This is a genomic window from Thermosporothrix hazakensis, from assembly GCF_003253565.1.
Lineage (GTDB): Bacteria > Chloroflexota > Ktedonobacteria > Ktedonobacterales > Ktedonobacteraceae > Thermosporothrix > Thermosporothrix hazakensis.
The window spans coordinates 48,047-61,843 of record NZ_QKUF01000018.1; the positions used below are offsets into that span (position 1 = coordinate 48,047).

General features: G+C 52.5%; 11 protein-coding genes. 6 read left to right on the plus strand and 5 right to left on the minus strand.

Features of this window, described 5'->3' with window-relative positions; genetic code table 11:
- Positions 1-217 precede the first annotated feature (217 nt).
- Positions 218-841 carry a signal peptidase I gene (lepB, locus tag EI42_RS20940; RefSeq protein WP_111324593.1) on the plus strand — a complete coding sequence of 208 codons (624 nt, stop codon included), beginning with the start codon at positions 218-220 and terminating at the stop codon, positions 839-841.
- Between the two features lie 139 nt (positions 842-980).
- Complete coding sequence (gene lepB / locus EI42_RS20945; RefSeq protein WP_246046352.1) at positions 981-1,721, plus strand: signal peptidase I; 741 nt, start codon at positions 981-983, stop codon at positions 1,719-1,721.
- 27 nt (positions 1,722-1,748) lie between these two features.
- On the opposite strand, the gene EI42_RS20950 is transcribed toward lepB (EI42_RS20945), so the two are convergent.
- Entirely contained in the window at positions 1,749-2,579 is an 831-nt protein-coding gene (locus EI42_RS20950) for a zinc ribbon domain-containing protein (RefSeq protein ID WP_111324594.1), read from the minus strand.
- 160 nt (positions 2,580-2,739) lie between these two features.
- Positions 2,740-3,174, minus strand: a complete 435-nt coding sequence (locus EI42_RS20955) for a hypothetical protein (protein ID WP_111324595.1) — start codon at positions 3,172-3,174, stop codon at positions 2,740-2,742.
- Positions 3,175-3,926: 752 nt separating this feature from the next.
- Here EI42_RS20955 and EI42_RS20965 point away from each other — a divergent pair.
- The 4 genes from EI42_RS20965 to tyrS all read left to right on the plus strand — a co-directional run bounded on the left by EI42_RS20965 (position 3,927) and on the right by tyrS (position 9,424).
- Complete coding sequence (locus EI42_RS20965; RefSeq protein WP_111324597.1) at positions 3,927-6,359, plus strand: endonuclease MutS2; 2,433 nt, start codon at positions 3,927-3,929, stop codon at positions 6,357-6,359.
- Positions 6,360-6,634: 275 nt separating this feature from the next.
- Positions 6,635-7,147, plus strand: coding sequence for a large conductance mechanosensitive channel protein MscL (mscL, locus tag EI42_RS20970; RefSeq protein ID WP_211326286.1), 513 nt, complete (start codon positions 6,635-6,637; stop codon positions 7,145-7,147).
- Positions 7,148-7,369: 222 nt separating this feature from the next.
- Positions 7,370-7,903 (plus strand): adenine phosphoribosyltransferase, encoded by a 534-nt coding sequence (locus EI42_RS20975; RefSeq protein WP_281278958.1) that lies wholly within the window; start codon positions 7,370-7,372, stop codon positions 7,901-7,903.
- A 318-nt stretch (positions 7,904-8,221) separates the two neighbouring features.
- On the plus strand, positions 8,222-9,424 hold the full coding sequence (gene tyrS, locus EI42_RS20980; protein ID WP_111324599.1) for a tyrosine--tRNA ligase: 1,203 nt from the start codon (positions 8,222-8,224) through the stop codon (positions 9,422-9,424).
- Positions 9,425-9,584: 160 nt separating this feature from the next.
- On the opposite strand, the gene EI42_RS20985 is transcribed toward tyrS, so the two are convergent.
- From EI42_RS20985 to argG, 3 genes are read right to left on the minus strand one after another with little or no spacing between them, the layout of a single operon-like run.
- Positions 9,585-10,838 (minus strand): argininosuccinate synthase, encoded by a 1,254-nt coding sequence (locus EI42_RS20985; protein WP_111324600.1) that lies wholly within the window; start codon positions 10,836-10,838, stop codon positions 9,585-9,587.
- Positions 10,839-10,841: 3 nt separating this feature from the next.
- The gene (gene argH, locus EI42_RS20990) at positions 10,842-12,239 is read right to left on the minus strand and encodes an argininosuccinate lyase (RefSeq protein ID WP_111324601.1); all 1,398 of its coding nucleotides are present in this window, start codon (positions 12,237-12,239) and stop codon (positions 10,842-10,844) included.
- Between the two features lie 6 nt (positions 12,240-12,245).
- A complete protein-coding gene (gene argG, locus EI42_RS20995; protein ID WP_111324602.1) occupies positions 12,246-13,541 on the minus strand; it encodes an argininosuccinate synthase in 1,296 nt (431 codons plus the stop codon).
- Positions 13,542-13,797 lie beyond the last annotated feature (256 nt).

Consider the following 13,797-nt stretch of genomic DNA (forward strand, 5'->3'; position numbering starts at 1 on the left):
AGAGCGAAAGAAGTGAAAGGATTGGCTCTCCTAAACCCTTTTATAACCTCTTATGAAAACAGTGAAGCTAGCAGCGAATATTCCCAGTGTAATAGATAGGCAGAAATGGATTTATCAATCTGGTAGGGTATTTGTTGTAGCAAATTACAATGAAATCAGTTCTGTAAGCAGGCTTGCAATAGATCAGGTTGTCTAGCTATTCAATAAGGGTGAGAGCATGATAGCAACAGTACGAAAGAAGACAAGTATTCGCCTCATCAGTTGGTGTGTTGAGTTTCTCTTCGTTCTCCTGTTGTTGCTGCTGGCTTTCAATTGTGCGTTGCAGCGCTTTGATGTGATAGGACCAAGCATGGAACCACAGCTCCATAATAATGAAAGCATGTTAGTTGATAAGATCAGTTACCTCTTCCGGGAACCACAGCGCGGAGATGTGGTCGTGTTTGTTGCCCCTCCACAGCCGAATATGAACTATGTGAAGCGCATTATCGGGCTTCCTGGCGATGTAATCTCGATTGAGAACGGCAGGGCGACGGTGAATGGCGTCCGTTTGCATGAGTTTTATGTGGAGCCGAGGCGCATGGGAGCGGCTCCGGGTGATAAGCAGATCCATAGCCTGATAGTACCGAAGGATAGCTATTTTGTAATGGGCGACAACCGAATCGACAGCTATGATTCCCGCTCATGGGGCTTTGTGCCGCGCAAGAATCTTATCGGACGCGCAGTGATGGTCTACTGGCCTATCAACCAGGATAACAGCGGCTTCTTACAGGATGTCTCTTCAGTTTTTGCGGGCGTTCAAAACCATATTCTTCCTGTTAATACCGGAAATAGAAGCCCTTAGTATTTTCATGATGGCATAATTCAGTATACAATTAGATTGGTATAGCCAGATAGGGGAAAATATTGTCTCATGCGTTGATACTGCGTGATGCCATTTGATATAGTATGCATAATAAAGCCCAATGAGTTGAGGATACAGTGTGGAAATAGAACTCGATTTTGAAAAACGCTTCAGACTTGCCAGAGAGATCATCGAAACGATTGTCCTGACCATTTTGATGTTTCTGATTATTCGTCTGGCAGTCCAGAACTTTAACATTGACGGGATGAGCATGGAACCGGGCCTTCATAATAAGGAGCTAGTCCTTGTCAACAAGTGGTCTTATCTCTTTCGTCAGCCCGCCCGTGGAGATGTGATTGTCTTCAAAGCTCCTCCCGATCCCACACAGGATTATATCAAGCGCGTGATCGGTGTCCCGGGCGATGTGATTACCATTCAGGATACAACCGTGATCGTCAACGGCAAGCCCTTGCAGGAGACATACGTTGATCCAAAGCGACAGGGAAATCCGTATCCCAGGCCGATTACGAATATGCTGATCCCTCCAGATACCTACTTTGTACTTGGAGATAACCGGGCTGGAAGCTCTGACTCGCGAGATTGGGGGTGTGTACCCAGAGGGAACGTGATTGGTCTGGCGACACTGGTGTACTGGCCGCTCGGGCAGGATAACAACGGGCTGATAAAGAACTATTCCTCTGTCTTTGATAATGTTCCTGCGCCCCCCTCGGGGAGCAAAGGGATGACTTGCCCCGTGCGGAATACGGCGCAATCGGATACAGGTGGAATGAATACAGGCGATATGCCTATGAATCATGATGTCCTGTATGCTCTGGCTTTATCTGGATGTGTCACTGTTATACGCAAACGACGCCGGTAATCTCCGGCGTCGTCCCTTTTCTGGGGGTTAGCGGATCTTCAGTTCTACTTCCCCTTGCTTGAGCTGAATGCTTTGAATGGGGCGTTGGATACGGTTCTCGATTGTCTGGAAGTGCTTATTAATCAACGAGGTGATCTCATCTGCTGACATGATGAGCCCGAATGGTCCCTCCACGGTAACGTTACTGGCCTTGAGATGGCCGTTTTGTATAATCGGAACGCAGCTAACCGCGTTAGAAGTGCCAAATGCCGTAAAGGACAGGCGAACACCTGAAGGGGTAATGCTCGCGGTTGGGGCTGCTATAGGACTGTTTGCAGGCATATTCAGAACGATCATATTGTTCAATGTATTCTCGGTAACATGGAAAGGAGGTATCTCCACGAGTCCGGTTGGTGGAAGGTTTGCTCCCGATGGAATGTTCTGTTCTGCCCTGGTGAGTGCCTGATCCATCAGATCATAAGCCATGTTGTGCGCGTAGGGACGAATGGCGAAGACCCATGCGGCGATCAGGCTGGCGATAATCAGTACCAGGATAGTAAGGCAGCCGAGCGTGCACCCGAGCCGATTGGGTTTCTTCTTCTGGCGGGGTTGTATATGAGGCTGCTCCGGGCGTTGTGGCTGCGCGTCAGGTGTCTGTAGGGTTGGTGCCGGGGCGGGATGCGGTGTGGTTTGCTCACTGGCCCAGGCTGGATTGTGTTGCGGTGTATTCCACGGTCCTTGCGTTGTCCGCTCGTACATCTGAGTCGGTGCGTCATGCTCAACAAACGGATAGGACGACGGAATATGAACGGTGGCCCCACACTTCGGACAGAAGCGGGCATCAGGTTGTAGCGATTCTCCACATTGTGTACATTTCATGCTTTTGTCACCATTTTCTGATTTTATAGGGCGTAAAGAGTGGCTTTTTTTAAGTATATGATGAAGTGCGCTTTTCGTCCAGCTTATTCGAGCGCAAAATAGGGAATAGATATTCGGTTGGATGTGTTATAAAAAGTGCCAGCAAAAGGATGCTGGCCCCTTACTGTTGACGTTTCAGTATCTCGTCCATTGATGTGATTATTTGTTGACGCATGGCCGGATCATCGTTGATGATCTGAGCGACTTGTCTGATCAGGCCGCGTTCCTGAACTTCAGGGAGATTGTAGCCATACCGTTCATGCACGGCAACGGCTGCCCCTCGTAACACTTTTTCATCGTCACTCATTATCAAAGGAGGAGGCGTTTCAAGACTACGCTGGGCTGTCGTGCCCGGGGGACTGTCCCCTTTGAGAGGCTTGACGCCATTAGCGGCGAACGGGAGCTCACTATCAATGAGATGAGCTGAATGCGGTGTTGCTCGCTCAATATGTACGATCACCGTTTGTTCATCTTCATTGACTGCCTTAATGGTGCCTTCCAGGTAGATGACTTCAGGTGCCCCCCAGAAGACACGCTCTCCGACATGGAGAATCATAATGCTGCAACTCCAATCTTCTGTCGCTGACTCAGACAATACGAGAGAGCCCGGCTTCTTCTAATACGATTGAGCCTGGCTGGAAGTTCCATCTCCCCGTTTTCTTCTGAGAAGCAGAGTAATATTGCTCTGTCTGGCTGGATATGGTATCTTTACAAAGAATGCTGCTGCCCTTCATTGCGGAGGGAAAAGGATTGTCCGCAGAAGGACGCGGGCACGAGGGTGGCTGCGTCTACCCGGTGAGACATCAATTGCTTCTCAAATGGGTTGAGAAAGAGCAACGTTCTTTTTTTATCGCTTTCTGGTACAGTTGCTTTCAGTGTTTGCCGATAAGAAAAACAGAAAGTCGTTTGATTGTATTCTCCTCTTGACAGGAAGGAAGGCCTTCTGTATCCTAACACAGCAGAGACGAGCCAGAGATGTTCTGCGTGTAGATCACCTCAATGAAGCCTTGTAGGCATGCCGTGGTATGAGATTGTGACCAGAACTCGGATATCCCGGCAAAAGGAGAGAGAGCAGGGTTGGTATCGTTGAGCAGGTAGAAAATCTGCGAGCTATGCCTGTGAAATGCTTCTGAACACATGGCCTCTCCTTGCTGTCAGGGGATTGGCAGGCGAGCAGCCATGTGGTTGAAAGAAGAATCCTCCGGTATTGTTGCCGGGTGGAATGAAGTTGCTTTCGTATTTGAATGACTGGTGCAAGTGCGCCCTCCTCCGGGCGCTTATTCATGTAAAGGACACATCCACACATTTATGCACGAGAAGAGTTTAGTAACACTGGAATATCCCAAGATTTTAGAGAAGGTAGCAAAAGAGGCTTCTTTTTCCGCCAGCAAAGAGCTGGTGATGGAGCTAAAGCCAACAACTGATCTGGAGGAGGCTCGCCGCCGTCTGGCTGCGACGACAGAGGCGGTTCGCTTGATCGACCTGCGTCCTGAGGTGGGTGTGGGAGGGGCCCGTGATATTCGCCCGCATCTGGCGCGTGCTGCTCGGGATGGTGTCCTGCTTCCAAAAGAGCTTGTTGACATACTGAATACCGTGCGCAGCTCACTCAATGTGGCTCGCGCACTTGAAAAGCTCGATCCAGAGCAGTTCCCGCTGCTGCATGATCTGGGAAGTGCGATCCCTCAGCGACCACAGATCGTGCGGCGTATCGAGATGACTGTCAGCGAGGAAGGCGAGGTACTGGATACTGCCAGCCCGGCCCTGCGTCGCATTCGTTTTGATATTCGTGGGGCCAATCAGCGTTTGCAGGATCGACTGCGGAATCTGGTTTCCGAATATAGCAATGTATTGCAGGAACCGATTATCACCATCCGGAATGATCGCTATGTGATCCCGGTTAAGGCAGAAAACAAGGGCCATGTGCGAGGTATTGTGCACGATCAATCATCCAGCGGCGCCACGGTCTTCATTGAGCCAATGGTGGTTGTTGAGCTGAACAACAAGGTCAGAGAGCTGATGATTGAGGAGCGGCAGGAAGTTGATCGTATTCTCCGGGCGCTTTCTGCTGAGATTGGCAAAGAAGTTGATGCGTTGCGCGTTGTTGTCGATCTCCTGGCCGAGTTTGATCTGCATATGGCGAAGGCCCGCTATAGCCGGATGACTCGTTCCAGCGAGCCGAAGCTGAACGAAGAAGGGCGCATTGATCTGCATAATGCCCGCCATCCGTTACTGACCGGAAATGTGGTTCCAACGAATTTCCATATCGGGCAAGACTTCTTTATGGTCGTGATTACTGGCCCGAACACGGGCGGTAAAACGGTTGCCTTGAAAACCGTTGGCTTGCTCACACTTATGGCTCAGGCAGGGCTTCATATCCCGGTTGACGAGCACTCTGAGATTGCCGTCTTTGAAGATGTGTTAGCCGATATCGGAGATGAGCAGAGTATTGAACAGAGTCTCAGCACCTTCTCCTCTCATATGAGTCGTATCATTGAGATTCTGAGGCGCGTTGATGAGATCCAGAAGAAGCACACGATTCATATTCAGGGGCGGTTGGCCGAAACGCTGAAGCAGAACAGCCGTCCTGCTCAGGTGCTGGTGCTCTTCGACGAGCTTGGCGCTGGCACCGACCCGAGCGAAGGTTCGGCGTTGGCTCGGGCGATTCTGTCTTATCTGCTGGAACGCCATGTCACGACGGTGGCAACCACGCACTATACTGAGCTCAAGGCCTTTGCCCATGAGGAGCCGGGCGTGACCAATGCCTCCGTTGAGTTTAATCTTGAGACGCTGTCTCCAACCTATAAGCTGAGTATCGGGGTCCCCGGACGCAGTAACGCGCTGGCGATTGCCCGGCGTCTCGGGCTGGATGAGAGCATTATTGAGCGTGGACGCGAGTTCCTCGGTAGCGCCGGGGTCCATATGGAGAACCTGCTTGAAGGCTTGCAGGAGGAGCGCAAGGCTGTCTCCGATGAGCGTTATCATCTTAGTATGGAGCGTGCTGAAGCGGAATATCAGCGCAAGCAACTGGAAGAGGAACGCCATCGCCTTGAAGAGGAGCGAGTTCGCATTCTGAACGAGGCTCGGGCGCAGGCCCGACGCGAACTGCAAGAGGTACAGGCGAAGCTGGCGAAAGTCAAGGTTAGCCTTGAGCGCGGTACTCTGAGTCGTGAGCGCTTGAATCAGGTGCGCAATACAGCTCAGCGACTTGAAGAGAAGGTGGCACCTGTTCCTGAGCCAATCAGGCAAAAGAAGGACGACGGCGTGCGGAAAATCGATGGACCGTTGCAGGTTGGCGATACCGTGCGTGTGCTCAGCTTCGGGCAACTGGCTGAACTGGTGAGTCTCTCGGCTGATCGCAGTACAGCAGAAGTTCAGATGGGAGCGATGCGCTTCCGGGTAGATGTGAATAACATCGAGCGGCTGAGCAAGCGGCAGGCAAAGGAAGAACGCGTTGCACCGAGTATCGTGCTGCCGAGCGTAGAGGAACGGCCGCAGGTGCCGATGGAACTGGATATGCGCGGCTGGCGCGTCGAGGACGCCCTTGAAGAGCTCGATGCTTATCTGAATAATGCGGTAATGGCCGGTATGCCTTTTGTGCGTATTATTCATGGGAAAGGAACCGGAGCGCTGCGGACAGCCGTGCGGCAGCATCTCTCGCATCATCCGCTGGTCAAGTCGTATACTCCCGGTTCTCCGGCGGAAGGTGGAGACGGTGTGACTGTGGTAAAGATGGGCGCGTAACGAGAGACAAATAGACAAAGAGCATCCTCGTGTGCAGGATGCTCTTTTTTTGTATGCTTCCATGTTTGCTTCAAAACCTATTTGTTAAGCTCAAAATATCCACTTGCATATGTTGCAAATAAGCTATAATGCTGAACAATAATATATAGAATTCCGCTCTGGATTATGCTATGCTATATGCGAATGTATAGGGAGGCAGAGTTTGGCACGCGAATTTTCTCTGCTTCGTATCATAATCAAACAGCAGCATAGCCAGAAGGAGGCAAGCAGCAAGCATGGAACGGCCTTTTAGCACCTTGCGTAACTGGGGGGAACGAGGATGGAGTGCCAGCACCAGAGAAATGGGCGGCTTTAAGAAGTTTATACTACGCGGAAACGTCGTCGATCTGGCTGTTGGTGTGGTGATTGGGGCCGCCTTTAGCGGGGTGGTGGACAGTCTGGTCAAAGATTTTATTTCGCCATTAATTGGCGTGGCCTTATCAGCATTACACCTCAATCAGGACTTTAAGAATGCTTTCTGGGAGTATCAGGGGCAACGTTTCGCCTTTGGTGACTTTGTGAACGCGCTCATCTCCTTCTTGATTGTTGCCTTTGTGTTATACTTTTTTGTGGTGCGACCGGTTGCCTTGCTTCAGGATCGTTTCTTGCCGCGTGAGGAACCCAAGGCACCGGAGAAGCGGGAGTGTCCTTTCTGTCTCAGCGAGGTGCCGTTGAAAGCAACTCGTTGTGCCTATTGTACTGCTCAGCTTCCTCCCGCAGAAGAAGGGACACCAGCCGAAGTCAGGTAGGGCATGGCAGGGAAGCTTCTTTGTACTGCTTGCATGGCAGGGTGAATAAAGGTATACTGCCTGAGGGAATTATGCTCTACCAACTTCCCTATAGGTTAGCTTGTACTGGACAGGGGTACGTCAAGAAGAGCAAGAGGTTATTATCTGCATTCGTATCCATATTGGGCTTGACGACCCCTGTATCCATGAGATTTTCATAGAAGGCAAAGGAGAAATTCACTCATGTCGTCACCATCTGAGCCGATCCGCCTGGAAGACCGCATCAGAGATATTCAGGATTTCCCACAGAAAGGCGTTCTCTTCAAGGATATCACTCCTTTGTTACAGGATGCTGCTGCTTTTCGGGCTGCTATGGATCGTATGGCGGCTCATTATGCCGGTGCCGGTATTGAGGTAGTCGTGGGCGTAGAGTCACGCGGCTTTATTTTTGGTGCGCCACTGGCATACCTGCTCAATTGCGGTTTTGTTCCTGTACGCAAATTCGGGAAGCTCCCATCCGAGACGGTCAGCGTTGAGTATGCGCTGGAATATGGTACCAACATCGTTGAAGTGCATAAAGACGCGATCAAACCCGGCCAGCGTGTCCTGATTGTTGATGATCTTCTTGCGACTGGTGGAACTGTTTCGGCGGCAATGGAGCTGGTGGAGAAGCTCGGCGGCCATATTGCCGGTATTGCGTTCCTCGTTGAGCTGTCTTTCTTGAAGGGGCGCGAGCACCTGAAGGGGCACGATGTCTTTGCCCTGATTAAATACTAGGCCGCCTGGTATTGGTAGTTGCATATACTTTTTGTCTGTTGCCCGTAGCAGGTGTGCGCGGGCACTGGCTTTTCATAGGGCGTTCAAGCATCCCGCTTGACGTTCTGTTCCTATTCCCTTTATACTGAAACGTATGCAAATGAAGGTGTGCGCTGACATGCATCAACAGAATTACTGCTATTATTACCGATCTGCCCTCTGTGTGGGTGGACCGGCATGTTGCATGTGCACATAAATGGGTCTACTGAGACCATACAGAGGGCAGAGGTAGCAATAACCTCTGCTTTTTTATTGCTCTTTTTTGTCGGAGGTTTTTTGATGACTCAGGATGAGCAGGCGCTCCTGGCGCGCTTTGCCAGGACAACAGAGTCGATGGTTTCATCGGAAGAGTTTCAGGATCTGTTGCGTTCTGGACGGCAGCTTCGGATCAAGTATGGCGTTGATGTCACAGCACCATTTCTGCATATCGGGCATGCAGTCAACCTGTGGATGATACGCCAGCTTCAGGATCTGGGACATAAGGCTGTCTTCCTGATCGGTGACTTTACCACGCGCATTGGCGATCCGACCGGACGAAATAAGCTGCGCCCGGTGCTCTCACGGGAAGAGATTGCAGACAACATGCAGCGTTTTCTTGAGCAGGCACGGATGGTGCTGCGCTTCGATGATCCACGCTTGCTTGAGATTCGCTACAACTCGGAGTGGTATGATGCTCTCTCGGCTCAGGAGCTGCTACAACTGCTGGCTCAGGTAACCCATGCCCGTCTGATTGGCCGCGATATGTTTCAGGAGCGTATACGGCAGGGACTGGACATCCATATGCATGAGCTGATTTACCCGGTCTTGCAGGGCTACGATTCTGTTATGCTGCACTCTGACCTGACAATTATTGGTTCGGACCAGCTCTTTAATGAAATGCTTGGACGCTTTTATCAGGAGCGGCAAGGACAGCGCCCGCAGGTGATTATCACAACCCGAATCACGCCAGGAATCGATGGGAAGGCCAAGCAAAGCAAGAGCCTGGGCAACTATATCGGTCTGGGCCATAGCCCGCGCGACAAGTTCGGACGTGCCATGAGCATTCCCGATGAGTTGATCCTGCCCTACCTGGAAGTTTATACCGATGTTTCGACGGAGGAGCTTCGGGAGCTCGCTGCGCAGGTAGCCATAGAGCCAATGCGGTGCAAGCTCCGGCTGGCGTATGAGCTGGTATGTCGCTATCATGGTGAAGCCGTCGCCGAGCAGGAACAGCAGTGGTTCCTTGAGACGTTTTCCACACGTCGAACACCGGATGAGATGCCGGTGCTGACGATTGAAGCGGGCGAATATAACGCACTGGCCGTATTGCAGCGCTTTTTTGCTGGCAGCAAGAGTAACCGAGAGCTGCGGCGGCTGTTTACGCAAGGCGCGGTTTCGCTCAATGGTGAGACGTTGTGGGTGCCTGAGCAGCCTGTAAGCGCATTGAATGGGGCGGTGTTTCGCGTGGGAAAACGCACCTGGTTTCGGGTCGAGGAGTGCTAAGAGCCAAAAAAGCCGCGAAGCCCGGACGGGGTTGTCCGGGCCTCGTGACCTGCGCAGCGTAGATCGAAAAGGAGGTGCTGCGCATGTGTGGGCGCTAAAAGTACCGGCATCAGAGCAAGGAGATCAAGTAGTGATATGCGTTGCCCGGGGCTTCAGGCGTTTAGCTCTCCTGCACTTTACTACTGCCGCTTTCAAGTAAGTTGCCTTCCAGACCAACGGAGGGCAAGAACTGGGACTGGGCCTGTGTACTCAGTGGCAGTCCCCACAGTTTAATAAAGCCAAGTGCGGCGTTGTGATCGAACTGGTCGCCGCTATCATAGGTCGCAAGGGCGTGATCGTAGAGCGAATGGTCTGATTTTCGTCCAACAATGGCGCAATTGCCACGAGAGAGCTTGACACGTACGGTGCCGCTGACAAAGCGCTGTGAGCTCTGGACGTAGGCCGCAAGATCCTGATGGAGGGCGCTATACCATTGACCGTTATAGATCAGGCGGGCGTACTCGTTCGCGACCAGCTCTTTAAAGCGTGTCTGCTCGCGGCTCAGTGTCAGGGTTTCCAGGGCCTTGTGGGCAGCGTGGAGCACAACTGCTGCGGGCGCTTCGTAAATCTCACGGGACTTGATCCCGACGAGACGGTTTTCGATGTGGTCGATACGGCCAATCCCATAGTTTCCGGCCTCTTTATTGAGGCGCTCGATAATCGTCACGCCGTCCAGTTCTTCGCCATTCAGCGCGACGGGAATGCCATGCTCAAAGGTGATCTCAACGTAGGTTGGCGCTTTCGCTTCCATTGTGTCAGGGTCGAGCGTCCAGGCAAATACATCGGCGGGGGGCTCGGCCCAGGGATCTTCCAGCACACCGCATTCAATACTGCGGCCCCAGAGATTCTGATCAATTGAATAGGGGCTGGCGTTGGTGACGGTGATGGGAATATTATGCTCTTTCGCGTATGCGATCTCGTTATCGCGGGTCATACTCCACTCACGAACCGGAGCGATAATCTTCAGATCAGGGGCCAGCGTATTGATCGAGACATCGAAGCGCACCTGATCATTGCCTTTCCCGGTACAGCCGTGGGCGACCGCAACGGCTCCCTCCTGACGTGCGACCTCGACCAGCAGGCGGGCAATCAACGGGCGAGCCAGCGCGGTTGCAAGTGGATACTGCCCTTCATAGAGCGCACCGGCCTGAAGCGCGGGCCAGACAAAGTAGCGCACGAAGTCATCGCGGCCATCGATGACCAGTGCTTTGACGGCGCCGATTTTCTTCGCACGGGCTGCGATCGACTCCAGATCGCGTTCATTGCCGACATCTATCGTGACCGCGATAACGTCCAGATCATACTTTTCTTTAATCCAGCGGATGGCAACCGAGGTATCGAGTCCCCCGGAATAGGCCAGAACAACGGTTGACATGAATTACTCCTCCACAAAGGTGCCGCCAACAAGCAGCTGAATTGCCTGAGTGAACGCGTTTTCTCGTTCGGCCCAGGCCTCTTTGGCCTGTTGCAGGTGTTGTTGTGTCTTTTCCAGACCGAGGTTTCCGGAGGCTCCCAGATGACTGCGGGCTTGCAGGCGCTTTAACAGTTGCACCTGGCTCTCGACCGGAAACGGAATGTTGCGTTCAAGCTGCGCAATAACCTCAGCGCCGACAATACGATAGGCGTCGCGGAATGGCATATTTGCCTCCTTCGCCATATCATAGGCGCGATCAGCGGCGAACAGTTCAAAGGTGCAGGCTGCAACTGCTCGCTCGGTGTTCACGGTGATGTTATCGACCACCAGTTTACAGATATCCAGAGCATCCTGTACAAGGTCCAGCGCTTCCATGAAGGGAAGCTTGGTCTCCTGATAATCCATGTTATAGCCGGAAGGAAGTCCGGTAATAATGCCCAGGATTTGCTGTTGATAGGCAAGCATGGTCTGGGCGCGGGCGCGTACCAGCTCCATCACACCAAGATTGCGCTTTTGTGGCATAATGCTGCTTCCCGTGCAGAGCTCTTTCGGTACCCGGAAGAAGCCATACTCGACCGTTGTGTACAGCAGTGTATCCTGTGCAAGCTTACTCAGGTCGAGCATGATCTGAGTGAGTGCCTGTACAATGGCCGCTTCGACCTTGCCACGACTGTTCTGAACATAGATCACGTTATTCTGAACATGGTCGAAGCCGAGCAGATCAGACACATACTGTCGATCGATCCCGATGGGAACCCCATAGCCTGCGGCGGAACCAAGCGGCGATTGATCGGCAAGCTCGTAGCTTGCGGAGAGCAGCTTTTCATCGTCGAGCAGCGATTCCGCAAAGGAGCCAGCCCACAGGCCAACCGAAGAGAGCATCGCCCGCTGCATATGGGTATAGCCGGGCATCGGGATTTCTTCATACTTGCGGGCAAAGATCAGCAGCGAATGCGCCAGCGCAAGCAGTTTTTGCCCGACAAGGTGAAGCTGCTCTTTGCTGTAGAGGCGCATGTCAACCAGTACCTGATCATTGCGCGATCGGGCCATATGGATCTTCTTTCCGGCTGCTCCGGTTTTCGCTGCCAGGAAATTCTCAATACTGGTATGGACATCCTCATCAGAGGGCTGGATGGTGAATTGCTGTTGCTCATTCAGCTCTAGGATTGTACACAGAGCCTCGTGCAACTGCTGATGCTCTTCGGGAGTAAGAATACCGATCTTCCGAAGCATCGCGATATGGGCAAGGTTTCCCCAGACGTCGTGGCGCACAAGGCGAGCGTCAAGCACGCTGTTCTGGGCGGCCTCATAGCGCTCAACCTGCTCGTTCACGCTGTAGCCCTTCTGCCATAACTTGCTCATGAACTTTTATGCTCCTTCTGGCACCAGGCCCGCCAGCGTGTTTCGGCGTGCGATCAGCTCAAAGGGCAGACCGCGCAGATGAGCGGCGGGGGCGCATTCTTTCTGGTTAAAGCTGGCGCTGTGAATCGAGCGCACATCGGGAAAGAAGAGACCACTCTTTGATGAGCGGGAGACGATATCAATGTTGCCTTTGTAGAGATCAATCACATACTCGCCATTAACTACCTTCTGTGTCGAGGCGATGAAGGCATCAATCGCGTCTTTGAGCGGGTGGAACCACTCCCCATGATAGACCATCTTTGACCATTGGGCGTCGAGCTGGCGCTTGAGTTGAATTTCTTCTTTGGTCAGGCAATAAAGCTCAAGGTCATGGTGGACTTTGAGCAGGATCTGTGCGGCGGGAGCCTCATAGATCTCGCGAGACTTCAGCCCCATGATGCCGTCTTCAAACATGTCAATTTTGCCGATACCGTTGGCGCCACCGATGACGTTCAGTTGCTCGATGATCTGATCAAGGGGTAAGATATCCCCATTGAGGGCAATGGGAAGCCCATTTTGCCAGGTAAGGGTAATGGTTGTCGGGGTCTCTGGTGCTTTGGCGGGTGGCACAAGCCACATCCAGATCTCGTCAGGAAGCCGGGTATCAAGATCAATGCCGCCGCTGGCAATAGAGCGACACCACATTGTCTTGTCATCACCACCTGCGATCAACTCTTCAACCTGGATACCGTAGTGTTCGATCAAAAGCTGTTCTTCACCGCGAGTCAGGTCAAAGTCGCGCACTGGCACAAAGGTTGGCAGGCCAGGAGCGAAAAGGGCAAAGACGTTATGCATGCGGTATTGATCGTTTCCCTTGCCGCTGGAGCCTTCCATCAAAGCATCACATCTCAGTTCCAGCGCCTTCTGGGCCACTTTTGCCGCGATAAGCTGGCGGGTCATCGAGGTGGAAACCGGGTACCCGTTGTAGTCGGAATTGGCCTGAATGGCTTTGGTCAGCCAGTACTCGGTAAACTCCTGCTTCGCATCGATCACAATGGGGGTGATACCAAGCTGTTGCGCTCGCTTTATGCTGGTGTTGAGCTCATCGGCTCCCTGGCCAACATCAACGCTGATCGCATAAAGCTGTGCCGCATGATATTTGGTCTCCGCGAGTTTGACGCAGAGGGTTGAATCCAGGCCGCCAGAGTAAGCAAGCGCGATTGTATGATTCTGGGGAACATCAACGGTGTTGAGTTTGTTCAATGCCAGTTTGAGGGCATGCGTGGTGGTCGTGGCTGTGTTGTCCTGATCGTGAACCGCCATGTGTGTACCTCCTTCAAACGTGATGCTCGTGGAAGGAGTGGACTTTTCTGCCTGTTCCGCCCCTTCCGGTCACTGACATTGAAGGGACGAGAGTGCCAGGCCTGTCCTGCACACACCCGTGGTGCCACCCTACTTGTCTTTCTGGTTCTGCTCGGGAGAGAAGACGTCGAAAGACCGCTTTTTATGGTTGATTGCTGCACGGGAACCACCCGTCTTACCTACTTACCAGTGTATGGTTTTCTTCGGTAGCCGCTCG